This is a genomic window from Halorientalis brevis, assembly GCF_042678165.1.
GTDB lineage: Archaea > Halobacteriota > Halobacteria > Halobacteriales > Haloarculaceae > Halorientalis > Halorientalis brevis.
Genome location: NZ_JBHUDJ010000013.1, coordinates 56268 through 78639 on the forward strand (window position 1 = coordinate 56268; position 22372 = coordinate 78639).

General features: G+C 52.1%; 28 protein-coding genes. 16 read left to right on the forward strand and 12 right to left on the reverse strand.

The window, feature by feature from the left end; genetic code table 11:
• Window positions 1–126 precede the first annotated feature (126 nt).
• Together ACFR9U_RS16200 and ACFR9U_RS16205 are read left to right on the forward strand one after the other, a co-directional pair.
• Window positions 127–549 carry a hypothetical protein gene (locus ACFR9U_RS16200; RefSeq protein WP_247382006.1) on the forward strand — a complete coding sequence of 141 codons (423 nt, stop codon included), beginning with the start codon at window positions 127–129 and terminating at the stop codon, window positions 547–549.
• Between the two features lie 407 nt (window positions 550–956).
• Window positions 957–1475: a hypothetical protein gene (locus ACFR9U_RS16205; RefSeq protein ID WP_247382009.1), complete on the forward strand. Its 519-nt coding sequence runs from the start codon at window positions 957–959 to the stop codon at window positions 1473–1475.
• Between the two features lie 207 nt (window positions 1476–1682).
• Here ACFR9U_RS16205 and ACFR9U_RS16210 read toward each other — a convergent pair whose 3' ends face one another.
• Window positions 1683–2012 carry a winged helix-turn-helix domain-containing protein gene (locus ACFR9U_RS16210; RefSeq protein WP_247382012.1) on the reverse strand — a complete coding sequence of 110 codons (330 nt, stop codon included), beginning with the start codon at window positions 2010–2012 and terminating at the stop codon, window positions 1683–1685.
• A 109-nt stretch (window positions 2013–2121) separates the two neighbouring features.
• Here ACFR9U_RS16210 and ACFR9U_RS16215 point away from each other — a divergent pair, with 109 nt between their 5' ends.
• The 4 genes from ACFR9U_RS16215 (at window position 2122) to ACFR9U_RS16230 (ending at window position 6283) form a co-directional block, all read left to right on the forward strand.
• Entirely contained in the window at window positions 2122–2403 is a 282-nt protein-coding gene (locus ACFR9U_RS16215) for a hypothetical protein (protein WP_247382015.1), read from the forward strand.
• A 640-nt stretch (window positions 2404–3043) separates the two neighbouring features.
• The gene (locus ACFR9U_RS16220) at window positions 3044–3301 is read left to right on the forward strand and encodes a DUF8156 family protein (RefSeq protein ID WP_247382018.1); all 258 of its coding nucleotides are present in this window, start codon (window positions 3044–3046) and stop codon (window positions 3299–3301) included.
• A gap of 695 nt (window positions 3302–3996) precedes the next feature.
• The gene (locus tag ACFR9U_RS16225) at window positions 3997–4923 is read left to right on the forward strand and encodes a hypothetical protein (RefSeq protein ID WP_247382020.1); all 927 of its coding nucleotides are present in this window, start codon (window positions 3997–3999) and stop codon (window positions 4921–4923) included.
• Between the two features lie 793 nt (window positions 4924–5716).
• Window positions 5717–6283: a hypothetical protein gene (locus ACFR9U_RS16230; protein ID WP_247382022.1), complete on the forward strand. Its 567-nt coding sequence runs from the start codon at window positions 5717–5719 to the stop codon at window positions 6281–6283.
• Window positions 6284–6491: 208 nt separating this feature from the next.
• Here ACFR9U_RS16230 and ACFR9U_RS16235 read toward each other — a convergent pair whose 3' ends face one another.
• Entirely contained in the window at window positions 6492–6686 is a 195-nt protein-coding gene (locus tag ACFR9U_RS16235; protein ID WP_247382025.1) for a hypothetical protein, read from the reverse strand.
• Window positions 6687–7640: 954 nt separating this feature from the next.
• Between ACFR9U_RS16235 and ACFR9U_RS21335 the strand changes: the two genes are divergently transcribed.
• Window positions 7641–7862, forward strand: a complete 222-nt coding sequence (locus tag ACFR9U_RS21335; protein WP_247382027.1) for a hypothetical protein — start codon at window positions 7641–7643, stop codon at window positions 7860–7862.
• Between the two features lie 114 nt (window positions 7863–7976).
• Here ACFR9U_RS21335 and ACFR9U_RS16245 read toward each other — a convergent pair whose 3' ends face one another.
• The gene (locus ACFR9U_RS16245) at window positions 7977–8357 is read right to left on the reverse strand and encodes a DUF7522 family protein (RefSeq protein ID WP_247382030.1); all 381 of its coding nucleotides are present in this window, start codon (window positions 8355–8357) and stop codon (window positions 7977–7979) included.
• 127 nt (window positions 8358–8484) lie between these two features.
• Here ACFR9U_RS16245 and ACFR9U_RS16250 point away from each other — a divergent pair, with 127 nt between their 5' ends.
• The gene (locus ACFR9U_RS16250) at window positions 8485–8673 is read left to right on the forward strand and encodes a hypothetical protein (protein ID WP_379814758.1); all 189 of its coding nucleotides are present in this window, start codon (window positions 8485–8487) and stop codon (window positions 8671–8673) included.
• Between the two features lie 333 nt (window positions 8674–9006).
• Here the strand turns inward: ACFR9U_RS16250 and ACFR9U_RS16255 are convergent, their stop codons facing one another.
• Entirely contained in the window at window positions 9007–9462 is a 456-nt protein-coding gene (locus ACFR9U_RS16255; protein ID WP_247382034.1) for a hypothetical protein, read from the reverse strand.
• A gap of 141 nt (window positions 9463–9603) precedes the next feature.
• Entirely contained in the window at window positions 9604–10608 is a 1005-nt protein-coding gene (locus ACFR9U_RS16260) for a hypothetical protein (RefSeq protein ID WP_247382037.1), read from the reverse strand.
• 327 nt (window positions 10609–10935) lie between these two features.
• Here ACFR9U_RS16260 and ACFR9U_RS16265 point away from each other — a divergent pair, with 327 nt between their 5' ends.
• Window positions 10936–11562 carry a hypothetical protein gene (locus ACFR9U_RS16265; protein ID WP_247382040.1) on the forward strand — a complete coding sequence of 209 codons (627 nt, stop codon included), beginning with the start codon at window positions 10936–10938 and terminating at the stop codon, window positions 11560–11562.
• Window positions 11563–11607: 45 nt separating this feature from the next.
• On the opposite strand, the gene ACFR9U_RS16270 is transcribed toward ACFR9U_RS16265, so the two are convergent.
• Window positions 11608–12015: a hypothetical protein gene (locus tag ACFR9U_RS16270; RefSeq protein ID WP_247382044.1), complete on the reverse strand. Its 408-nt coding sequence runs from the start codon at window positions 12013–12015 to the stop codon at window positions 11608–11610.
• A gap of 136 nt (window positions 12016–12151) precedes the next feature.
• Between ACFR9U_RS16270 and ACFR9U_RS16275 the strand changes: the two genes are divergently transcribed.
• On the forward strand, window positions 12152–12640 hold the full coding sequence (locus tag ACFR9U_RS16275; RefSeq protein WP_379814761.1) for an AN1-type zinc finger domain-containing protein: 489 nt from the start codon (window positions 12152–12154) through the stop codon (window positions 12638–12640).
• Window positions 12641–12934: 294 nt separating this feature from the next.
• Here the strand turns inward: ACFR9U_RS16275 and ACFR9U_RS16280 are convergent, their stop codons facing one another.
• From ACFR9U_RS16280 to ACFR9U_RS16290, 3 genes are all read right to left on the reverse strand, one after another.
• Window positions 12935–14005: a restriction endonuclease gene (locus ACFR9U_RS16280; protein WP_247382047.1), complete on the reverse strand. Its 1071-nt coding sequence runs from the start codon at window positions 14003–14005 to the stop codon at window positions 12935–12937.
• A 261-nt stretch (window positions 14006–14266) separates the two neighbouring features.
• On the reverse strand, window positions 14267–15604 hold the full coding sequence (locus tag ACFR9U_RS16285; protein ID WP_345893434.1) for an SPL family radical SAM protein: 1338 nt from the start codon (window positions 15602–15604) through the stop codon (window positions 14267–14269).
• Between the two features lie 112 nt (window positions 15605–15716).
• Window positions 15717–16229, reverse strand: coding sequence for a hypothetical protein (locus ACFR9U_RS16290; RefSeq protein ID WP_247382051.1), 513 nt, complete (start codon window positions 16227–16229; stop codon window positions 15717–15719).
• Between the two features lie 168 nt (window positions 16230–16397).
• Here ACFR9U_RS16290 and ACFR9U_RS16295 point away from each other — a divergent pair, with 168 nt between their 5' ends.
• From ACFR9U_RS16295 to ACFR9U_RS16305, 3 genes are all read left to right on the forward strand, one after another.
• Window positions 16398–17459 carry an SPL family radical SAM protein gene (locus ACFR9U_RS16295; RefSeq protein ID WP_247382053.1) on the forward strand — a complete coding sequence of 354 codons (1062 nt, stop codon included), beginning with the start codon at window positions 16398–16400 and terminating at the stop codon, window positions 17457–17459.
• A 118-nt stretch (window positions 17460–17577) separates the two neighbouring features.
• Window positions 17578–18762: a three-Cys-motif partner protein TcmP gene (tcmP, locus tag ACFR9U_RS16300; RefSeq protein ID WP_247382056.1), complete on the forward strand. Its 1185-nt coding sequence runs from the start codon at window positions 17578–17580 to the stop codon at window positions 18760–18762.
• 166 nt (window positions 18763–18928) lie between these two features.
• The gene (locus tag ACFR9U_RS16305; RefSeq protein WP_247382058.1) at window positions 18929–20017 is read left to right on the forward strand and encodes a hypothetical protein; all 1089 of its coding nucleotides are present in this window, start codon (window positions 18929–18931) and stop codon (window positions 20015–20017) included.
• A gap of 80 nt (window positions 20018–20097) precedes the next feature.
• On the opposite strand, the gene ACFR9U_RS16310 is transcribed toward ACFR9U_RS16305, so the two are convergent.
• The gene (locus ACFR9U_RS16310) at window positions 20098–20310 is read right to left on the reverse strand and encodes a hypothetical protein (RefSeq protein ID WP_247382060.1); all 213 of its coding nucleotides are present in this window, start codon (window positions 20308–20310) and stop codon (window positions 20098–20100) included.
• A 38-nt stretch (window positions 20311–20348) separates the two neighbouring features.
• Window positions 20349–20687 (reverse strand): class-II aminoacyl-tRNA synthetase family protein, encoded by a 339-nt coding sequence (locus tag ACFR9U_RS16315; RefSeq protein WP_247382062.1) that lies wholly within the window; start codon window positions 20685–20687, stop codon window positions 20349–20351.
• A gap of 145 nt (window positions 20688–20832) precedes the next feature.
• Between ACFR9U_RS16315 and ACFR9U_RS16320 the strand changes: the two genes are divergently transcribed.
• Window positions 20833–21048: a MarR family transcriptional regulator gene (locus ACFR9U_RS16320; RefSeq protein ID WP_247382064.1), complete on the forward strand. Its 216-nt coding sequence runs from the start codon at window positions 20833–20835 to the stop codon at window positions 21046–21048.
• On the opposite strand, the gene ACFR9U_RS16325 is transcribed toward ACFR9U_RS16320, so the two are convergent.
• Window positions 21045–21293, reverse strand: coding sequence for a MarR family transcriptional regulator (locus ACFR9U_RS16325; protein ID WP_247382067.1), 249 nt, complete (start codon window positions 21291–21293; stop codon window positions 21045–21047). The two genes, ACFR9U_RS16320 and ACFR9U_RS16325, sit on opposite strands and share 4 nt — an antisense overlap.
• 462 nt (window positions 21294–21755) lie before the next feature.
• Here ACFR9U_RS16325 and ACFR9U_RS16330 point away from each other — a divergent pair, with 462 nt between their 5' ends.
• Entirely contained in the window at window positions 21756–22076 is a 321-nt protein-coding gene (locus ACFR9U_RS16330) for a helix-turn-helix transcriptional regulator (protein ID WP_247382069.1), read from the forward strand.
• The coding region (locus ACFR9U_RS16335) for a hypothetical protein (protein WP_379814767.1) at window positions 22073–22372 on the forward strand (300 nt) is incomplete at its 3' end. The genes ACFR9U_RS16330 and ACFR9U_RS16335, both read left to right, overlap by 4 nt.

A 22372-nucleotide genomic window follows, 5' to 3' on the forward strand; every position in this document is an offset into this window, starting at 1 on the left:
CGACGCATCCGCCCGATTGGCATTACGCGGGTTCGATTCCCGTGCGGGCCTTCCGGTGGACCCGAGATCACACCACCACCAATCGAGACCAGACGACCAAACACCATCCGACACCACACGCACACCATGACCCCACAACAGCAGACCCGACAGTTAGAGCTTGTCGACGTGATCGAACCGCATGAATTCGACTCTGATGGGACGCTCGCATGGTCGAGCGCCCCCGCAACCCAGGCAGCGGCTCTCGACGAGTTCCCGTCGATCCGATATCGCGCCCTCGAGGACGAGGCGACGTTGATCGCGAGGGGCATCTCGGAGTCGATCGATGGCCGCTCGGACCTCCACGCTCGGCGCGTTCGGTCCGATCGCCGACGTATTACCTTCCCGCGAGAGGACATCGAGGCAGCCTTCGGCGGCACGAACGAGGAGCTCATTGACGAGGAGCAGAGGCTTGCAGTCTTCGCGACGGATGGAGTGTTGGCGTTTCGTCTCGTCGACGATGTCGGCCAAGTCGACATCCAGGAGGAGGTCCTAGAGGAGCTGCAGTAACCGCGAGGTTTTAGTGCGCTCTTTGACGTACTATCAAACGGACCAGCGCCGGACCGACGATCTTCAAAATCATGGGAAGTCTCGGGACCGTAGCGCTGGTCCGTACGACGAGAGCTCCTAACCAACGATACTCAAAACTGTGCCTGACTATTGGTTAGCATTCGGCATTACGATTACGTCTAGGACGCAGGGTGTCATAGAACAGTTTGCAAGGTGGTTGAGTTCAGGTCTGGTGAGGATGGATTGCCTGCTCAGTAGACGTGCCTACTGAGTAGATAGCTCATTCAATTGATTTAGATTAAGTCTATCACTTGAGGGGGAGTAATATTCATGGGGAAACTCAGTCACAACATTGGAACCGACATTACTCACCAGAATTATATCACTCGAAATGTTAGTTTCTTCTGATGTCCCCGACTAATCGTCAGCAGCAACTTGATGAGGTTCTAGAACACTTCTACGACGAGTTCATTGACCCGCAGCCCCACACATTTTACATTAGCGCCGGACACGCGATTCAAGAGATTGAAAACACACTGAACGTAGACAGCCAGGAAGCACATGATGTGTGGCAACTCTTCAAAGACCGCTACGTGCATCCACGTCCGACGAAAAATAGCGACCTGCTTTCGCATGAGGGCATTGAACGAGTTGACGAAATACGCGACGATGTTCCTGTTGATGAGGACCTCCAAGAAGAACTCGTAGACTATCTCTACAACTACTATCTCGAGAACCCGAGTCGTGCGGCGGTCGAGCGTGATCAACTCCTTGACGACTTCAGTGCATCTGAAACGAAGATAGACCTAAATCTATACATTCTGAAAACGGCCGGTTGGGTAGAGACAAATACTCAAGTTGGAATCGGGGACGCAGGTTACAGAAGTGCTGAAATCAGCGAAATAGGTCGTAAAAAACTCTCTTGAGCCCCGTTCAGTGATATCAGTTCCGGAGAAGACTGTGAGATTTCGCTTCTGCACTGAGCGAATCGGGGGAGCGAAGAACAGCTATGTGAACCGTTGTATGACACCCTCCTAGGACGAGTTGGACCACGAGTGCCATCTATAACAGATCAGCAGCCATCGCGTACCTAGCTTCGACGACACCGCGTTTCGAGTAAAAATGGAAACCGACTATAGCTTATTTTCTGCTTCCAGCAGGTTCCGCAGTGCGATCCCCTCAGTTTTGTACAGCAGTTCACCCAACTCAGTATCTGCGAGCGTGTAGCGGTTTCCCTGCCCACCTTCGCGTGCCTCGACGGCGTCGATCTCGACCAACTCGTCAATGTGATCGTACACCGTTTTTCTCGCAACGCCTGCCTCTCGGGCCAGTTCGCTCACCGAAAGTTCACGCTTCCGGTTGCCGACGATAGCGGCGAGGATTCGTGTGCGTGCGTTCTCTCCGAAAAGCTCGACTAGCGGCGTGTCGTCAGCGTATGCCTCGGTGGATTCCACTTCGCTCATTGTACTTTCCTGTTAACGCTCTGTATACAAAAGCGTTACGTGCTATTACCATTGGTGCTACCTACAGTAAACAACTATAACTAGGTGTAACCCATAGGTAACAATAGGGATGGAAGATCAAGAAATACGGAATCGAATCGTGGAGAAAATGCTACGGAAGCGCGTCATCGGCGATAAGAAACAACAGGTGACGACCGTTGTCGGGTACTCGGTTCCGACCCACGCACAAGGCCGGGCTGAGGACCTGATTGACGAGATGCTGACCGATCCTGAGTCGCCAATCGAAGGCTACGGCGGTGGACACCGGAAGAATATCCACTTAACGAGTGCGGATGCCGCTGTCGAGTACTTGGAAGATAACGGAGGTGATGTCCCCTTCCCGTTCGGGTGACGGGGCGACAAGTAGCTATCTGCTATTACACACGGTTGTCCTCTAATCGTTGCAAGTTGTGGTGATGAACGCTCACGACCACGAGATATCCGGGATTGTCAAGACGCCGGACGAGGCCTTGATTGACCCTCCCTAAGGCGCGGCAGTGGGCACGGGAGCACGTCGACGAGAACGAGACAACGTCGGAAACCGCCGCGACAGTGGGCCAGACGGACCTCGGACAGTTCGCCTAGATCCGAGACTGTTCTTCAACACACCCTGTTTCGAGTGAAAACGATTACCGTCGATAGATTGAAAATCAAAGCGTTCAAACTCCGAAATGCGGACGAAAACACCGTCCTAAAGCCCAACAACAAAGCTGCACCCGTGAGGGGTAGGTGATAGTTTTCCGGCGATAGGGGCGCTCGTGATAGTCCGCATGACGACCGCAAGCCATCTGCCACGTGGCACTTTTCGCCCGACGAACGTGTTTTCTCTAGACGGTCGCGATGGCTGTGCTTCACCCCCTACGTGCCGAAAGTAAACCGGCAGACGGCCACCAATTGCTTCGAGCCAAATCATCCAGTTGGGAAACCCGGAAATCCGGAAATCCGGAAATCCCCCTGCAACGCATACGTGACATCCACGTCGACGGCACAGTATGGGAAAAACCAACCCGACGTTCCGTGACCAGGTCAACCAGTTCGTCGACGAGTACCAGCAGTTTCGTCGAGGACTTGTCTACGAGGATCAGCAGGTGTTCGACGACCTCCTGGAGCACGCGCACGCTCACGCCGATGCGGCCGGCTACCTCAATCCACACAACCCGCGCGAAGCCATCCTGATGTCACTCTGTCTTGGCCATCAGCGGGAGATCGAAGAGCTACGAGCTCACGTAGAAGATCTGCGGGATGAATAAGAGGTTGCACGAATGGCAACCCCGACCGACACTATGCAATCTTCACTTCTCACTGAGGTGGGTTAAGTGTATGGCAATTTTGCCAGAAATCGACGCGTATGCGGAACACCTTTTCTGAACGATTGTGGGCCACGGAGATAGAACCAGAAACTACCAACATTGTGTTGGTCGGTCGCAGTCTGTTGGTTAGTGCCGGTGTTGACACGGTTTATCAATCAGTGCGCCTAGACGACTGTTCCCGGCCAAATTCTTACGATAGAGTGACAGAAAAATAATTGCAGACTGATTTATTATAGGATATTTCGTCGACCAATATATTCCAGAGTGATACATTATCCAATATAACGATAAAGAAAAAATGCGCTTTAAACGGTGCAGTGCTAAAATCGCAGGGTATAGATCATCTATGGCTAGTTTCTGATTCTTTTGGTTGGCCTAAACCTCACTGCTCTATAGGTACGAAAGTTGTCATATCCGATAGATTTATACGGAAGACTGGCGACACGCCTCTCTCATATGACCTAAAAAATAACCCCATCCGCATGGGGTGACAAGGAACGGGGGCAGAATTGGACACTCCCCTGTTCCTTGTCGCCCATAATAAATGTGTTCCCCGTTCGATAGCGACTGCTCTATCGATCGGGGTTGGCACGGTTCGCTAACCGTCTCGATGCAGCCGAAGCACCCCTGAAATCATGTCCACAGACAAACAGCAGGCACAGATTGGGAAAGACCCTGCACAGATCGACACCGAACAGCCCGATGAAAAGGACGTCGCCGATGCCCTTGGATTTGAATCAGTCGGCGGTCGCGACGGCGCTCGCGAAGATCAGGACATCGACGAGATGCGTGAGCTCGTCGACGACATCGCAGATCCTGCGACCCGAGAACTCCTAGATCTCGTTCTCGACGACCTCGCTGACGAGCGCAAGCGCCGTCGCGACCTGGAAGACGTCGTCCAGGACCAACAGGAGACAATCGAGGAGCAACAGGAGACGATTCAGGACCTCACCGCCCGCCACAACGAGTTTCAGCAGCGGGTCGACGATGTCGAGGAGAGCGAAGAGAAAACCCGCGACATCGCGCGGAGCGCGGTCGCAAAGGCCGAGCAAGCCGCCGCCGATCCCGACCAGCAGGAGGACGCCGAGCAGCTCCCCCAGGGAGTCGAGCCGTCGACGTCGCCGCTCGATTTCTTCGCGAACTGCCGGCAGTCGAAGATCAAGGAGATGTACGTCGAGAATAACAAGGACAACACCTACCGTGCGATCGTAGTCTGGAAGCGCTGGCGGGAATTTGCGACAAAACGGTCGGACGGCAGCGGGATATTCTTCACGCGTGACAACGTTGAGAACGCTCTCACTGCGATTCTCGGCAAGTCACCACATCGGGAGACAATACGGCGAGTTTGGGAGAAGATGCAGGAGGTCGGTGGGAGAGACGTTGAAATGAAGTCGAGGCAGGTCGGTCGACGCCAGCAACGGAAACAAATTCTCTGCATGGCCCGCGAGACAGCTGAAGGCCTCTTGGAGAAACGCTACATCGGAATGGATCTCCTAGAGGATGGAGAGACTAAAGCCCTCACAGGTGGCGTCACACCCGTTGTGACGGGGGCAAGTGGCTAACCCCCGTGACGAGTGGATGGTAATCTAGCGCTGACTGAAAACTAGCGAAGATGGAGGCGGCTAGACGTGCCCTCTAGCCGCTGACGCCTGTTGGTTTCTAGCTGCAGGACTCAGCAGCCCCCTTTCTTTTCAGAAGTAGTGAGCGTGTTCGTAACACGCGAACGCTTCTGTCAGTTCCACCCCGCGTCACAACACCTGTGACGCTTGCCACTCACATAGGATCTGGTTCACCGCGATGGCAAGCTCGAGCAACTGTCTGGTGCGCCCTCCAGTCACGGACGGCCGGCCTGCCGCGAACGTCACGAGCTACGGGCCGAGCGGCGCGGGCAAGACAATGATCGCCAGGTACACGCTCGCAAGGTTAGAGGCCGAAGCGTTCGAGTTTAGCTGGAGCTAGAGGGTGTCATTACAACGGTTCACTTTGCTGTTCTTCGCTCCCACCGATTCGCTCAGTACAGACGAACTACATATCGAAACTGACTCAGTTTTGATTAGATAATGGGTCTTCTGTGACAACAAACGAAGCTATTCTTCTCGAATTGTTTGCTATCGTCTGGGTATTGTGGGTTGGCTTCATGCCCTATGAGTGGCACGGCGCACTGACATTCGGTGTCGTAATTGCACTGGCTGGACTTGTTCATGGTTTCTGGGTTGAGCGAACAGCGGAGTAATCTTCCACAACTACTGACCAATAAGCACGTATACTGAGCAGTTCGAGCAGCTAGTTCTCTACTCAATTTCGATCAGTACAGGGAATATATTTATCAATAGAGTTGTATGTAAAATTCAATTGATGTCTAAGGAGCCTACAGGTAATAGTTGGACGCGGTTTCGTACCACTCCTTGGAAGACTGCAGCAGTGCTCGTCGGTGTCTTTTTGATTCTACTGAGTGGTGTTGTCGTCGTTGATGGGCTTTTCTTTACTTCGAGATCGTGTGTGGCGGCTAACGTCACGGGACCAAGGGCAACGTTCACCGTCACGTCAACGCCGACCGACGATGGTGGCAGAGTAAATCTCACGAGCGTTGGCCCGCCTATCGACGCAGACGTGCTCTACATACAAACACCGGAGATGAACATGACCGTTGCCGAACTCAGTGACCACTACGACCCGAACTCGACTATTGAAGTGTACGACAGCATCCTCTTGTCGAATCTGTCCACCGGGACGCATGTGACGGTCCGCTGGCTCAATCGCAGCTACCGGAACCCGTACGAGTGTCAGGACTACCAACCGCCGACCAGCCGGGTGTTCGCCACGTTCGTTGTCGGGAATGAAAGTACATACCCAACGTATGCACTAGACGAAAATCCGTCAGTTCAGAATTCGACGACACAAACCACCTCTATCACTGGATGAGGCAATTCTCTAAACTTTCTCGGATCAATACCGAGTGGGGCGGACACCATAGTGATAGTTACTCATGCTCAGTACGCACGCATATTGAGCACCGGATCTGCTGCTCGCCTGGTCAATATAGACGGTTCACATAGCGGCGCTAATCTCGGTCTGAATAATTCTGGTCAGGAATAGCGTCACAGCACCCGTGGCGAGAACGGCTCCTATCTCAATTGTGGCTGGCCTCCCAGGGTGACGACTTCTCGTAGACCCGCGCCTGCATCTCAAGGTACCGCGTCGGCCACTTCTGGAGGTGCATGCGAAGCCGGGAATAGACGAGGGCAAGCGTCACCTGGAGTGATTGGCCACTGCGCTCTGCGAAGGTACTCACGCGACGGGTCAGAGAGTCATCGCCGTAACTCATGGGTGGCGGGTTACATGCGGAGGTCAATAAGTGCCATGATTGGCAATGACACACCACTCGTCGAACAGGGCACTGAATACACAGTATTTATCTGTGACCTTACCACAGTTGCCCGGTATGCCACAGATTGAGGTTGAATGTTCCGTGTGTGGCACCACGACGACAACGGGCGTTTTCGTTAGTGAGCAGACCTTCGAATCAAAGACGTGGGAATGGGAGCGAACCGAATGTGATTCCTGCGGACGGAAAACGAAATGGGATGAAGCGGATGTCGTGAATTTCTAATTACGAGGTCGCCGCTGGTGCCTGCGGCCAGCGGTAGGTAACACACGCATCTCACAGTCGCTACACAACACCGTGACAGTCACAGCCCGCGTTGTACGCGTAGCCCGCCGACAGAGTGGCAAGTCCACTGAGTACTGCGGCCGTGTAGTCACCGCATGACCCGAAGACACTCCTGCCAGTGGCGAGTCGTACGACACGACGACGTTAGATTCAACTGGCATCATGCATAGCACGACAAGGGTAGTCGGTGTCGGCAGGCACTGGGCCAGGTGACATCTGGTGCATGACCCCACCCGTTCCAGCCTGCCCACGAAAGCATTGTCACTGTCCCGAGCTCCCGCCCACTCTTTCCCTGAATGACGACCTCTACAAGAAGTCAACTCTTTGTCAGCAGGGAAAACCTGTACTAAGAATGCTCAATACGTACGTCTACTGAACAGGCGATCCGGCCTCACCAGTCCTGAAACAACCACCTTGGGAGGTGTTCTCTGACATCCTGTGGAGCTATGCAAACTGCATGTCACATGCCTCTTGTGCGTCGGCACTGTTTGAACTCACGCGGGACGCAGGCTTTGGGTGCGACCTAACTCGTGATGGCGTTCACGAGAGCACGGCGATAGATCGCCTCCACCGCTCGGACGAGCAAATCATCCCTGCGTCGAACACGGCATGGTCTCGTCTCGCGTCACCGACGAGGCCGTGGAGTACATTGCGTCGCTGGCCTCGGGGAACGCTCGGCAGACGACCGACGCGCCTCGGAAGGCCTCACAGCACTGTGTCCAAGACGGCATCGACCAGCTGACCGTCGACGTCGTCAACGCGACCGCCGACGACGCGGCGGCTGTATTTGCAGAGTTTGGAGAAGTACGACATGATCGAGAAGCACGGTGACGGCCGTGGGATTGGGTATACAGTTTGTCGGAGATAGAAGGGCTGTGAGCGTATTTTGTGAGGGTTTAGGTCGCCATGTTACCATTGAATTGGCTGCTCACTGTGTGTGTCTATTCATGTATTCGATTCGGGTTCGGGAACATATTCCAAACAAGTCCCGATAAACGTCGTGAGATTGGACGCTGCTTCTGGCTCTAACGCGATCAGTACGCCTTCGTCGTGTCCAGTTGGGAGGTGGAGAATCACTGCATTCTCACGGACTTGCAAGCTAGCGCGTTTCTGTCCGAGTTGTTCGTCGAGCTCGTCCTCTGGCGGCGACCACGACCAAGAGATGTTGTCGTGGATCAACTCGAAGCGATTGGTGACGGTTGCCGGGTTGAGATCATCGCGACAGTACTGGAGTTCACTCTCGATACCTTCGAACTTGCCAACGGCACGCGCATAATTCCCTGCTTCCTGCTTGACAAACGAGACCAATTCTGGGAATTCAGACATAGTATTAGACTTGATTACATACCCGGCTGTAATATATTCTCTCCTGACATCTGCCTGTAAGACCGTCGACGGGGCGGCCGACATTCGGGAGCGACGCATCTCCGAACTGGGCTCAAACAAGCGACTGTTGTACGAGCTCATCGCCGGCGCCGAGCGGATCGGCTCGGCTGATCTCTATGCAGAGTATGAGCGGCAGGAGCAGACGCCGAAGGTGAAACCGACGCGGCGGCTGTATTTGCAGAGGTTGGAGCAGTACGACCTGATTGAGAAGCACGGAGACGGGTGGGGGACGGAGTATACTGTCTGTCGGGGTTAGTGGGTGTCAGCGTAGTCTCTATGTGGAGTTGGGTGGTCAGGCCGGCAGCCACGTCGGTGCCAGGACCGCAGGTAGGCGATCGTATGTTGGGCGTGGTGCGAATGGTGGTGGGCGTGACGAGGTATGTGGGTATCGGCCTCGTAGGCAACCACCTGACTGCGGTAGACCGTCCGTAGGTCAAACGCCTATCGGATTAACCACTTTCTCGGCTCCAATTCAACTTCTTGTGAGCGTCGTCAACGCTATACTGCACGGGATGTTGCGAACCAAACAGTTTGCAGTGGCAACGTTACCGCTAGAAAGACCCCTCCCTACTTCGATTTCTGTGCCCACTCAATTGAACTCAATATGTTCTTTCATGGGGGTATCTCGATACAGATCTATTTGGTCAATCTTCCTGCTTACCTCCTCCGGGGGGACTTCCCCAAACTCTCTACAGACGCTGTTAATAACTGTCTCAAGAGGGTCTTTCGCATCACACTCAAAGTCCCCTTGGACATGTATGGTTTCGACATTCTCGCCGCCGATTCGAATGTTTGAGGTCTCAATACCGTTTAAACTCTCTACCTCATCAGCAATATCATCAGAAAAACAACCATCTAAGAATGCCTCATAATCGGCATCAGTTGCTCTCTCTCCATGTTCAGCGTGATATTTGGCTTCGATTATAAAGGCTAGATTATGTAAACGGCTTACTGAGACACGATCAAAATACGAAAGAATGCACTGAACTAATTCATCGACCCCCATCTCGGACTGACCTTCGTCAATTCTTCCAGTGCTACTCATAACGGTTTCTAAAGCACGGACTTCCAAATAAACTTGGGGGTAATTAATCTTTTGATGCGGAGTTGACATTCCGTAGTAGACGGGCGACGACACGAGAATTCAAGGGTATCAACCCCATCTTTTAAGTATATTGTACAGGCTTCATTTTTGCTGTTGTTCGATGTCAATATTGTGGTGTTGGTAGAACTCAGTTATGAGATATTCAATATAATATTCTTTGTATGCGCCAGATGCGATTGCAAAAATAAATGAAGAGATGAGAAGAATTATAGCTATGATATAAATATGGATATCTAAGAGCGGAGCGAACATCGTTGGATATCTCAACGCTGTGGGATAGAGCGAAACGGGAAGCGAAAAGATGACGCCATAGACAATTGAGGTACCCATCAGAACAACCCACATGCCACGGCAGAACGCTGAACGAGCCTGATATCGAAATGGGCGATCTTCTCCATTTTCTGCAACTTCCCCAACAACGACTGAGTATACCTTGGAGGCGTCTGCCATATTGTGAATGTTGTATTCTTTCCGACAAACTTCGACGAGATTCTGGTGTGTGAAGTCCATATCTGCTTCAGATACCTCACGGGCAGAATCCAAGTTTAGCGTGGGCTCAATATGGTTCAAAAACAATCTTCGATGTGAGAGGGCGATGTGCGCCACATTCTTGATCCTTCTCTCCATCCATTCTCTAATATTCGAGAGCCAAGTTTGTACGATTCTCATCAATAAGGGTATAGAATCTGATCCCTCCTCTGATTTCAACTGATTGGGGTTTGGTGAGCCCAGAGAGTTTGGAAGAGACACCTCAAGTCTCCTGAAATGATCTCTGCAGATATCTGCAACAGGCCCAATTGGGTAGTCAATGAGCAGTTCATATGTATTCCGTAACCGTCGGCCAAACCAGGCTGCTAATTTCTCGAATAAACGGCCGATAGTATGAGCTACTTCTCCTAGAAGTGTGCCAACTAGCAGAACCGAAACAAGGAACGAGACAAAAACCAAGAAGTTTGTTAACAATCTCATTCCCTTAAACAATCCCGATGGCAGTAATGGGATGATTCCTAACACTAATGTCATTCCTGGCATAGATTTTGCCAGAAAGTCATAAGTCCCAAATACCGAAATAACTCGATTCGCCATATGATATTCACCCCAATTGATAGTCTTGTAAATATTTGGTTAGTACACAGGAATCTCCGTGAGACAGTATAAATTTCAACTTATCTGTTCGACTGATTAGTTATTTGCTTCTGTAACCGTTGGTTGTACATTCCCCTTATTCTGGAAGTTGCGACCGGCCATTCGACAGGTAGTGAGGGAGTACGTAGCAGCGGACGTGCGTCGGCGCGGGTGTATCTGAATGGCGGTGACAGAAGTTTTGGACACTACACCTATTCGTACGAATAGCTAACCACAGTCACAAAGACATTTGTAGGCACAATTATTGAATATCTATCATACGGTTCAATGGACGATGTTCTTCCCCTCTTCCTGAGTGCTGTCTTTGGTGGACTGGCTACTCTAGCTGTTAGTAAATACAAATTAAATAAACAAAGACAGCAACGTAGGAAGAAAGAGCAAAAGGAGTGGTTCAATTCAGTACTTGATGCTACACAGAGACTAAAACACAGGTTAAGTACTCATCTTGAGTCGCCTGAAATAGAACCTATTCGGGTAGTTGATGACCTGAGTGGCCACGCTGAAGAGTTGGGAGTTCATGCAAACACTGCGCCACCGACGGTTGCAACAGCACATACCGAGCAGTTACGTCTCTTATCAGGTTACATCCAAGAAGCAGTCATAATCGCACGAATTATTGAGGGATCTGATTCTGCTGATGCGTTCAACCGACAACTCCGGGAGTCGGCTGATGAACAGATCCGGTTCGCAGAGTTGGACCATGACGCAATCAAGGCAGACGGGCTCACTGAGGAAGAAGTGAGACAACAGATGGGAAATCAATTTCCAGAATTCTCTGTGAACGATGATCAGTGGGAGACTCAAGCAACAGACGCACTCAAAGAAATCCTGTCTGACTATCGCCAGATTGTGACCAACACAGAGGATGTGCTTCAGCAACACCGCCCAGAATGAGAAGACCGCCTCATTCCCTCATGATCCGCGATAACCAAAGTATCCTTAGAACAGACTTCGGAGTCGATCAAGCAGTCCATCCTCTGCACGATCCGGCACTCGGCTCAGCCGGTCCCTGACATCACGACGGATCTTTGGATGTGTTTGGAGATACTCCTCGAGTAGCCACTGCGAGCCGCTGGACTGGTAGGTGAACAGGCCGTCGGCACTCAGCTCGTCAGTAAGGTACTTGCCACGTGCCAAGGCATCGGCCTGTGATTCTTCAGTTCCGCCCTCGTGACGGTTTGTATCAGCCGTGACGTACACTTGGTAACCGCCGGATTCAGGTATTTGTTCGACGATCACGCCGTTCTGGCGGATTTTGTCGAACCGATTATGGCAGTCATCGCAGTACTGGTACTCACCGTCACCGGGATTGTTAGTGAAGGCTCCACAGCGAGCGCATTCTGGCATATGTCTGGTACTCTTGGAGGACGAACCAATCAGTCTTCGGTCCTGGTGGTGATGATACCGAGCTTTGAGATTCGTGGATGCTTCCTCTGCAGGTCATGACCAACACTGAAGTTGCCGTTCTCAGACATTTTCATCAATGGACCAGTGTACGCACTGTGGGGCGGATGTCGAACACGCCTTCGAGTGTACGTACTGCGAGCAATCGATCTGTGGCGAACACCGATTGCCCGAAAACCACGACTGTCCGATGTTTGTCCCAGACACTAGCCCAGAGAATTTCGCTGGCGGTGGTCCAGAAACGCCCGATCGGCGGAGTACCTATCGCAAGCGCATCGAGCGCGTACGTGAGAAAGAAACCTTGAAGCGTGATAATCGGTCACCTCAAGCGCGAGCGCCCCAGAGCAAAGGTGACTACCGCGACAGCGGTGAGACAGACGTATTCTCGTGTCCGACCTGTGGGAAGGCAACTGACGAGATCGTCGAGTGTAACGCGTGTGGACAGCAGGTGTGTTCGGCGTGTGAAGGGCGGTACGAACACGAGTGTCCAGCAGCGATCGTCGATGATGGGGAAGAAAAAGACGACGGACAGTCGTTGTTCGGCCGCCTGTTGGGATTTCTGCGGTAGAACAAACGCACAGCATGATCGCGTCGATGGCCGTTCGTGGTAGTGGGCGTGCGTCGGCGTCGGCGTGGGTGTGTGCTCAGGTGGGCGGGCAACCGGGCGCACAAGCCAATGTGCACGCGCCAGAGTGCCGCGCGGGCGGCCACGTCGGCGGGCAGGCCCGCGTACAGACGATCGTGTGTCTGGGCGTGAGTGAGCGTGGCGGCGGGCGCGGCGGGGTATGCGTGGGTGTTGCGTTGAGAGCCCGCTACGGCAGTGCTAAAAGGCGGATTCGAGATGAGGAGGAAGTCAACTAAACTACGCTGCTGCTTTTTCCGAATCGAATTCCACACCGGCTACATCATTCATCGACGCAACTAGGTCCTGCTGAGACATTCCCATCTCACTCGCAATGTCTTCTGGTGTTTCACCGTGGACAGCGAACCGATAGGCTGCAATCGTCTCTTCACCCTTTGAGGCTACATTTGTCGGAATACTACCACTCGGGGCGTTTGGGACACCAGCAGAGAACTGTTGGTCCAATTCGCCGTAGACATTCCCCTGCCGTCGACGCATCGCCAGCGAATCGAAATCATCGAAGGTGACCTGGTCCCGCTCATCAGCTGGTTTGTATTTCACTGTCCCGTTCTTTTCCATGAGTTCTGCCCCGTTGCGGAATTGCTGAAGCACCTGTGACTCGCCGACTACTGCTGCAACGGCTTCTTCGAGGTACGCGTAGAAGACGACCGAACCTACGAGAAGAGCCATTCCGAAGACAGGCATCGGGAGTGGACTGTTCCACGGATTAGCCCAGACTACAAGACCGGAAACTGCCAACAAGAGCGCACCTTTCTTCCGATTCTCTTGGTCCTGCAATGGTTCCGGTAGTTCGACGGTGGTATCGATTGTTGCAGCGTCGGTGGGGTCTATGTTTCCACCTGCTTCGGATGTGATATCCGGCGCGTATTCGTCCAGGAGGTCATGCCGATCGTGTTCGTCGATGAGTTCGACTAGATCTTCGCCATCGACAAGCTTGACGTTGTGTTCGCGTGCCCAGTCCTCAGCTGTACTCGCAAAAGATGAGGTGGTTACGACGACGGCGGCATCCGCTTCGGTGTCCTGCTCTTTTAGCGTATAGTACTGCTGTATCTCTGGACGGCCTACCTTGTTTCCATCAGCATAGCGCTTTGCCTGAATGGCGAGTTTCTGATCCACGAGCCCGTCGCTTTTGTGGGCCTCAATATCGACACCCATGTCGTTCGACCCAGCAGAGACCTCTGTTGTCCAGCCGCGATCTTCCCAGAGATCTGCGACAAAATGTTCGAATTCGTAGGGATCGATATTCTGCATGCGGGCGCGGAGTTTGTCCGCGCTCTGTACTTCAGTCATATACCTCAGTAGTCATATCCATGTGACTTGTATCTGTTCTTGTCTTTCAGGCCCGAGAGGAATTATCGGCTTTTGCTACAATGATTTGAGGTGGAAATGTAACGTGGCTGACTGAGATCATTGTGGGCCTATGATCGAAGAGGAAAGAGAGGTGCGATCAGCAGGAACAGAACACCGTTAACCAACAGCCAGTCTATTTCTCCCCACACGTTGGTTAACGAATCGCGTCGGTGGACTCGTTGCCGTCGAGGAGACCAGTCGTTAGAGCAGGTGTCCTACGGATTCTGTTTCGGCTGTCAGCGCTGCTTGGGAGCTATCAGGTTTTGGTGAGTGACTCCCGAACTGTTCTGGTGAGACGGCCTGTTGCATGGCACGCAGTTGTTGATTGAGCTGGCCACTCGTCGCCTTGATAAGTTGGTCATCGGGCCAGGAGTGGACGTTGAGATTGTCGTAGCGGGTGGCACGTCGTTGGACAAGGTTGATCTGTTTCAGTGCGTACTCGACCCAGGCCTGATGATCATTCGCGAAGGTTTCGAGTGTTCGGGCAATGTCGTCACGGCCGGCGTCTTTGGCAGCAGCACGACACAGCTCGAAATTCGCGCCGCGGGGATTGATTGGCTCGTGGAAGACGACCTCGGCTCCGAGTGCCGAGAAGTGACCAAGGAGATTATCGATTTCGTACTTGTCCATGCCGGGGTACGTCGGTGACATCGAGACAAAGACCGGAACATCGGCTTGCTGGAGGGTGTCGAGGGCCTCCCAGCGGGCCATCGGTGGCGGTGCGTTCGGTTCCATGGCGCTGACGAGTTCGGTATCAAGTGAGGCGATCGACGAGCCAACGGTGATGAGATCGCCAGCTTGTTTGAACAAATCGAGATCGCGAACGACCGCAGGACTCCGAGTGAGAATTCGGACGGGAAGCTCGTGAGCGATGAGTTCCTTGACACAACCCCGAGTGATCTGTGCGGCACGGCGGTCCTGGTAGCAATCGGTCCCACTAGAAAGCATGACGACGCCTCGACCGCGGTCGGTTTGTTTCCGTTCGCTGGGGTCGCGTTCGTCGAGGACCTGGTGGAGTCGTTCAGGAAGATCATCGCGATAGAGGAGATAGCTCCCCCAGTCCTGTTGGGCGTCGTCGACGTCGGCTTGTTCGTTGAGCATGTCTTCGCGATGTTCGAGGGCTGGGGTGGTTGGCACGTAGCAGAACTTGCAGCCGTGCCGGCAGCCGGTGGCGACGTTGATGACGTGATCACAGAGGCTCTTCGTGTGAAGTTGGGACTCGCTCATGACAGCCTTGGTCGGGTCTGTGTTTACCCGGAGGCCGTTTTGCGTGTCGCCCTGGCTGTCCATCGCGCAATCCCAGCAGAGGAGGCTGCTCGCTGGATCGGCGGCAAAGCGGCCATTGATTTCGCTGCGGCAGTTCGAACAGATGAGACCCGCTTGCCAGAGGTTGATGCGCTCTCCGTATTGGCGTTCGGCTTGCCGGAGCTTGTCGAGCGTGGGTTGGCCATCGAACTGTTCGATGGTGTCGCCATCGTCTGTTTCAAGTTCGTAGGTGCGATCGAACCAGCTGTCTTCTGTGTCCCAGGTGAGTTGCATGGGGGACGTTCTTGTTTGATGTCTAGTCTCAATACCAAAAGAAGTGAGCCTGCCGGAGTGAAAGTGGTATTACTTCAGAGCGATAGTACTAGAGGCAAATATCTGAGGAGATTCATACTAAAAGCCTGGCATAGAGTTGACTAAATTTTGAGACAGATATGAACCAGATATACTCTCCAAAGCCACGAGAGACTAAGAGGACCACAGCATGCCAGAGTAATGCGGTTGTAGCCATAGATACCGAGATTTCATGTCCAGTAAAATTGCTAACGTTTGAATAAAATGTCCATAATGCGTGGAGAGTCAAGAGTCCACCAATTCCTCTAAAGACGTGATTATGATATCGTAATGATCTACCGAGAAATGAGTCAGGATTCTCAAGATCTTTCCAGATATTTCTAGCAAATCTCAGTCCGACTATTGTGGTACAAAGCGATGCCAGAAACCAATATGGGAAGGATGGTACCATGAAACCCAAGAAATCATTATAGCTAATTCTGAAGACCAAGTTCTCTTCTTGAGTGAAACTCACAAACTGATACGCCGCTCCTGGAATTAAATATTGGAAAGCATGCTGCTCTTTGAGCATTTTTTCAGCATACTCCAAAGCGTCAGAACCTGACATAACCAAATGTCACGATCAAGTCAAGAAAATTGTTTTCTTATCTCATCGTTACCTTTGACAGTGGGTTGCAATGACTTATTGGGATCAAGTATAAACAGACGTGTATGATTCACCCATGTCACTCTTCAGTATTATTTAAAATTGATGTTCAAAGGAGTGGGGGAAAATATGACCGATAATCACGATGATTTGACCACTGGTGAAGATCCAACGAAGGCAATACTAAGCGAATCCGGGCTGAATAGTAAGCATCTCTGTGATTACGTGGTGAACGTGGCGACGGGCTGCCGGCACGGCTGCAAGTTCTGTTACGTGCCCTCGACGCCGAACATCCGGACGCGGCCGGACATGCTCAAAGAACAAGCGGATGTAGAGAATGGCCAGAAAGAGTGGGGTAACTACGTGTTGTATCGGGATGGACTGGGGGAGCGGTTAGATGGGCATCTTGATCGGAAGTGGAAGTGGCGTGAAACCGACCGCGGACAGGGTGTCGTTGGTGTTTCGTTCTCGACTGACTGCTACATGGACGGACGTGCCGGAGAGATCACGCGGAACGTGGTTGAAGCACTGACGAACCACGAGAAGTACACGCGTGTACTCACGCGGAACCCAATTTTGGCGTTACAGGATCTCGATGTCTTTCAGGAGGCTGGGGAGTATGTGACGATTGGCTCGTCAATTCCGTGCATGGATGCCGACCAGGTTGGGGCGATCGAGCCGAGCGCACCGACGCCCAATCATCGGTTACGGGGATTGAAGGAATTCAACGAGCATGGCATCCAGACGTTCGTGAGTATGAGCCCGACCTACCCGACGATGGAGTACGAGGATTTAGAAGTCCAGCTAAAACGAGTAGGTGAGTGCGATCCGGCAGTGATCTTCCACGAGCCAATCAATCCGCGTGGGGCGAACTTCGAGATGACTGTAGAGGCGGCACGGGAGGCCGGGCAAACGGAACTTGCCGATAGCTTGGATGCGTTGCGTGATCGTGAGAGGTGGGTGGAGTACTCGACGAATCATTTGCGGTGGGTGCAAGAGATTGGGCGAGACTTGGATTTGCCCGTTCATCTGTGGCCGGACAAGCAGCTAATCAAGCACGTTGACGAAGATACTGCAACGTGGTTGCAGTCGTGGCGTGATCGCCAGTCACCCGAGGAGTTTGCGGATCGAACAACCCCCGAAAAGTCGCCACCAGATATCCCGGATATTCGAGTACCTGAACCCTCGTAGATTACAGCCATAGTTGTGAAGACCCAATTAAATTAGCAAACCTAACTATCCGTTGAACTTATAACACCGCACGACGAAGCCAGTATAACTAGACACGCTTCTATCATTTTTATATAACATGTACGACGACAGTGATGAGGAGAAGCTCCGGAAGAAAGGCCAAACGGAGATGAAACACCGGATTCTGCAGCTGTATTTGAACCCCTGGATCAAGAAAATCAGTACGGTTGAGCCTAATCTCCTATTTGTTGATGGATTTGCTGGTCCTGGGATTTACCCGAATGGGTCGCAGGGTTCGCCGCTTATTGCGATGGATATGGCAGATAAGATACTCTCAAATACTGCATACGTCGAGAATCGATTAGACTCGTTTGAGTGTATCTTCATTGAGGCAGATCCTGATAATTTTGCAAAATTAGATGAGGCGGTCCAGAAGAAAGAGAAGAGCGTTGATTCCCGAATCGAGGCTCGGTGCGTTCACGGCAAATTCGAGAACTGGGCAGAGTCGTTTATTGACGAGTACGCCTATGGACAACCTTCTCCATCTTTACTATTCATCGACCCCTTTGGCTATGGAAACATCCCATTTGAGTTGATTACTGACTTGTTTCAACTGCGGGAACAGAGTTTAGAACTTCTTATAACATTCATGGCCGGGAAGATGGCACAGTGGATGGAGGACTCCAATCATCAGAAGGCCATTACATCAGCATTGGGGTCTAAAGAGTGGAAACAACGCATCTCCTCCGAGATGGGGAAAGATGAGCGGGCTGAGCGGTTTTCGTCGATTTATCAGCAGCAATTGAAACACGATGCTGGTGCGAATTTTACTATGCCATTCGAGATGGTCGAAGAGTCCAAACGGCAGATCTGCTACTACCTAATCCACGTTACGAACCATTGGCAAGGGCTGAAGGTTATGAAAGAGACGATGTTCAACGCGGGGGCGGACGGTGAGTTTGCATATCTCGGACCAGATCACGCAGGATATGAAGATGAGCAGATGTCGTTCGCAGAATTTGGTGAGACAGATGATTTCGCTGACCGTATTGAGTCGTTTGCTGAGGAGTTGTACTCGCAATACAAGGGAGAAAAACTACCGTTCCGAGAACTCCTTAAAGCTACACTTGATCAAAACGTCTTCAAGGTCGGACACTATCGCGATGCCTTCCAGATTCTTAAGCAAGAGGGGAAACTAGAAGTTGAACATCGACCACATTTGCCCAACGGCAATGAATCTCGTGGTTATGGGCTTGATGACCTTATCGTGTTTGTAGATATGTCTCTTGATAGCTTTCTTTAGTAATTCGACAGTAGTCGCTTGAGAAATTCCACGTAGCCACAGTTGTAACCTGCTTTTAGACAGACGGCTATCAGCATTTACGGATTCAAGGAACTCTCCAGCTACCCTTTCCTGATTCACTTTGGCAAACAATTTTGAGGGTTAGGCTATGTGTAGATAATATCTAATGACAAAAGAGCATCTGTTTTCGAACATTGATAGGGGAGCGAAAGAAGGCCCCCAAATCACGCTGAACGACACACTATTGTTGGGATCTATGCTTGAATATCTTCGATTTGCCAGCAAAAATGGTCATGAGGTAGGGGAGAAAGACGAAAAGAAAATTTTGGGAACTTTATCTAAAGTAGAGACAACACTCGAAACTACAAATATCAATTCACAACTGGTTGGTCGAGTATCACAAGTAAAGAAAGAAATAGAAGAGAAACATGAACGGTCCGATAGCCTTGATCTCAAACTAAAAAATGAGTTGGAACGAAAATCTGTAACTTGGCTCAATCTGCTTAGACAAGAACTAGCCGAAGAGAATCGCATATCCGCGGCTGACACGGGTATTCTAGCTGCAGAAAAATTACTGGATTCTCCAGATAACCTGTTTTCTGACCGTGTGTGGGGATGGCTTGATGACATGCCTCGGAATGATTTAAAAGAGTCATGTAGATCAATTGCTGTTGGGAACCCAATATCCTCAGTTATGCTATCTCTCCGTGCAGTGGAATATTGCTTACAGGAATGGCATGAACAGGAAACTGGTGAAGAATTGGATGCATCATGGGGTTCAATTCTAAACGCGATGATTAGCTATCATATTTCTGATGAAAAAGAGGATGGATCACTACAGGAACAACTGAGTGGACTGCCACCAGTTCTATCGAACTTGTACTATTTGAAGGAAAAACGAAATGAGGTTAATCATCCCAAGAAGTCACCCAGTTTGCAGGAAGGGCAACGGACGCTAATGATTGCTGTTGGGACAATAACAGAAATCTACAACGAGCAGGTCGAGACTCAGTCGATAAAGATCGATGGTTCAGCAGTTGAGGTTAAAATGGATGCAGAAAGTGATAGTGAGATCATCATGGATATAATCGACCAGCTCTCGTCTGGAGTTGGGAATAGTGTAGCAAAATCTCGAATATACAACATTGCGATCGACTCTGGTTTCTCCGAACGAGAAGTCAAGAATGCTATCCATGATTTGTTAATGGACGGATATATTTATGAACCATCTGACGACAAAGTCACTCCTATATGAAAATTCTGGGGAGTATGTATGAATACTCATAATCCAATTCAAATTTGAGTCACCCGAATGTGTATCTGAAAAAGAGGTCTTTACTGTTCGATCACTGCCACACCGTGCCATGAGTCGCCCCGCGGCCCGGCGTGCCGAAGCGTCAACCCATACTCGCCGAGAATCCCGTTCACGACTGCGGGAATCCCATCAGATCGCAGCGTCACCTCAACGGTCCACCGATCGGTCGGGTCGACGCTCGGTGACACCACGTCGACACCGATCACGGCGGGCACGGATTCGAGCTCGTTCACTACATTGTGTGCTCGATGGCGTGCCTCAACACGACAACTCATGCCGTAGCCACCTGCGATCCGCCCTCGATAGCCAGATTGTAGCGAATATCCGCGGCCTGCGCTTTCGCGGCACGGTGGCGTTGCTTGGATTCACCGAGATCGTCGCACTGCCACCACTCGTCGATCCAGCCGCACTTCTCGTCGCGCACGTACTCGATCCAGTGCCGGACGGCCGGGCGGGACAACTGCTCTGTGTGAACGACTTCGCCGTCGATGGTGACGTAGAGAGTCGCTCGAACGGGGTCCCAGCGGTGGCAGCGACCGCGTTGATCGTAGCCGATGACGCCGGCTCGCTGTGCAACAGTCTTTTCACTCGAAGTTTCGTAGTCTGTCATGGGTTTTATCCCAGAGTGCGGGTCGGTGCTCCTACACCGGCCTGCCAGGAATCAAATCACCAGCAGGCAGTCCCGCGCTCTGTAATAGTATACACGTGTAGAATTACCATAAAACCTTTGTCTCGTGTTGAGTAATTAGCCGGTAATGAGTACCAGCAAACCGCGAGTGTCGACCGAGCAAATCATCAATCAGTTCGAATCCTCGGATGATGCATTTCTCACTGCACCGGAGATCGCGGAAGCATTGGGAACGGACAGGCAGGCGATCAATTACCGTCTCAAGAAATTGCACAGCAAAGGAATTCTACGACGGAAGGAAGCGGGTAGCCGCGCGGTAGGTTGGTGGATGCCAGAGAACTAATCCAATTTCCCGGCTTTTTTTCGTCCCTCGCGGGTTAGCCAGTAGACCTTCGCTCGTGATCCAACTTCTCTTTCAATCACAAACCCCTTCTCAACCATCTCATCTAAGATATTGTTTACACCAGCTCGTGAATAATCAAGACGCTCAGAGAGTTCATTAGCTGTAACGATTGGATCAGGAGCTATCGCCATTTCGCGCAGGAATTCACGATCAGAGACACGACGATTCGGCCCGGGCTTACCCATATCCAGTTCATTGATTTCGCCGTGCAAAACATCACAGGGTTGTCAATAGTGGATACGAAGATAATAATCTACACGTGAAAACAAATAAGTGGTCCGGCACAAATCGGAGCACTAGGAAGTCCACTCTGATCCGATCTCAGAAAAACGGTGACTCGCCCAACCGAGCCACCGTGTGGGCTTCCTGAAGCAGCAGGAAGCCATGCCCGCATATGCTACCGGGGGGCTTGAAACCTCCCACCGACCAGACGCATCACTCGCCAACCACACAGAGAGTCGTACAAACACCCACCACCGAAACCCGGAAACCCGGATTCGCTCGCAAACCGCCCAGCACATCACGAATACCATCGGTTCCGGAAATCCGGAAATCCGGAAACTCCCCTGCAACGGTCAAGTCTCAACCACCCCTCAGCAGACACCGCCCATGCCCATCCACACCCCCGCAACCGGAGGCGAGCACCAATGACACGCCCACCAGCCGAGTACCACCAACTCCGTGGGTTCCAGCGCGACTGCCTCCTCGCGATCGCCCGCCTCGAAACCAGCGACAACGCTCCCTACGGCCTCGCGATCAAACGCGAGTGCCAATCCATCCGCGACGAGGAGGTCACCCACACCAAACTCTACCCGAATCTCGACGAACTCGCCGCCCAACAACTCATCACCAAACAGGAACTCGACGCCCGCACCAATACCTACGAACTCACCGACGCGGGCCGCTCGCTCCTGACCACTCACGCACAGACACTCGACACCCTTCTCAGCCAGGAGGCCACAGCATGACCCGCGAGTCCTACACCTGCGACCTCTGTCACCGGGAACACCCTACCAAGGCAACCGCGCTGCGCTGTTGCAGTGACAAATTCGACGACGACCAGGACAACACCGACGACACCCAAGACGACCCACTCGCCTTCACAGCGCCGGATGAACACGGCTGTCCGATCGTCACCGACGGCGGCTGCTCAATCCCCCAGGGCGAGACGTTTCAGGACCCCTGGCGCTACCGCTGTCCCGAGTGTCAAAGCACACTCATTCGACGCAAAACCGGCCCCCGTGCCCAGCGTGAGAACCCGGAA

Bases quoted from the DNA above. Each gene is read 5' to 3' on its own strand.
- ACFR9U_RS16200 (WP_247382006.1), top strand. From the start codon at position 127: ATGACCCCACAACAGCAGACCCGACAGTTAGAGCTTGTCGACGTGATC.
- ACFR9U_RS16205 (WP_247382009.1), top strand. From the start codon at position 957: ATGTCCCCGACTAATCGTCAGCAGCAACTTGATGAGGTTCTAGAACAC.
- ACFR9U_RS16210 (WP_247382012.1), bottom strand. From the start codon at position 2,012: ATGAGCGAAGTGGAATCCACCGAGGCATACGCTGACGACACGCCGCTA.
- ACFR9U_RS16215 (WP_247382015.1), top strand. From the start codon at position 2,122: ATGGAAGATCAAGAAATACGGAATCGAATCGTGGAGAAAATGCTACGG.
- ACFR9U_RS16220 (WP_247382018.1), top strand. From the start codon at position 3,044: ATGGGAAAAACCAACCCGACGTTCCGTGACCAGGTCAACCAGTTCGTC.
- ACFR9U_RS16225 (WP_247382020.1), top strand. From the start codon at position 3,997: ATGTCCACAGACAAACAGCAGGCACAGATTGGGAAAGACCCTGCACAG.
- ACFR9U_RS16230 (WP_247382022.1), top strand. From the start codon at position 5,717: ATGTCTAAGGAGCCTACAGGTAATAGTTGGACGCGGTTTCGTACCACT.
- ACFR9U_RS16235 (WP_247382025.1), bottom strand. From the start codon at position 6,686: ATGAGTTACGGCGATGACTCTCTGACCCGTCGCGTGAGTACCTTCGCA.
- ACFR9U_RS21335 (WP_247382027.1), top strand. From the start codon at position 7,641: ATGGTCTCGTCTCGCGTCACCGACGAGGCCGTGGAGTACATTGCGTCG.
- ACFR9U_RS16245 (WP_247382030.1), bottom strand. From the start codon at position 8,357: ATGTCTGAATTCCCAGAATTGGTCTCGTTTGTCAAGCAGGAAGCAGGG.
- ACFR9U_RS16255 (WP_247382034.1), bottom strand. From the start codon at position 9,462: ATGAGTAGCACTGGAAGAATTGACGAAGGTCAGTCCGAGATGGGGGTC.
- ACFR9U_RS16260 (WP_247382037.1), bottom strand. From the start codon at position 10,608: ATGGCGAATCGAGTTATTTCGGTATTTGGGACTTATGACTTTCTGGCA.
- ACFR9U_RS16265 (WP_247382040.1), top strand. From the start codon at position 10,936: ATGGACGATGTTCTTCCCCTCTTCCTGAGTGCTGTCTTTGGTGGACTG.
- ACFR9U_RS16270 (WP_247382044.1), bottom strand. From the start codon at position 12,015: ATGCCAGAATGCGCTCGCTGTGGAGCCTTCACTAACAATCCCGGTGAC.
- ACFR9U_RS16275 (WP_379814761.1), top strand. From the start codon at position 12,152: ATGGACCAGTGTACGCACTGTGGGGCGGATGTCGAACACGCCTTCGAG.
- ACFR9U_RS16280 (WP_247382047.1), bottom strand. From the start codon at position 14,005: ATGACTGAAGTACAGAGCGCGGACAAACTCCGCGCCCGCATGCAGAAT.
- ACFR9U_RS16285 (WP_345893434.1), bottom strand. From the start codon at position 15,604: ATGCAACTCACCTGGGACACAGAAGACAGCTGGTTCGATCGCACCTAC.
- ACFR9U_RS16290 (WP_247382051.1), bottom strand. From the start codon at position 16,229: ATGTCAGGTTCTGACGCTTTGGAGTATGCTGAAAAAATGCTCAAAGAG.
- ACFR9U_RS16295 (WP_247382053.1), top strand. From the start codon at position 16,398: ATGACCGATAATCACGATGATTTGACCACTGGTGAAGATCCAACGAAG.
- tcmP (WP_247382056.1), top strand. From the start codon at position 17,578: ATGTACGACGACAGTGATGAGGAGAAGCTCCGGAAGAAAGGCCAAACG.
- ACFR9U_RS16305 (WP_247382058.1), top strand. From the start codon at position 18,929: ATGACAAAAGAGCATCTGTTTTCGAACATTGATAGGGGAGCGAAAGAA.
- ACFR9U_RS16315 (WP_247382062.1), bottom strand. From the start codon at position 20,687: ATGACAGACTACGAAACTTCGAGTGAAAAGACTGTTGCACAGCGAGCC.
- ACFR9U_RS16320 (WP_247382064.1), top strand. From the start codon at position 20,833: ATGAGTACCAGCAAACCGCGAGTGTCGACCGAGCAAATCATCAATCAG.
- ACFR9U_RS16325 (WP_247382067.1), bottom strand. From the start codon at position 21,293: ATGGGTAAGCCCGGGCCGAATCGTCGTGTCTCTGATCGTGAATTCCTG.
- ACFR9U_RS16330 (WP_247382069.1), top strand. From the start codon at position 21,756: ATGACACGCCCACCAGCCGAGTACCACCAACTCCGTGGGTTCCAGCGC.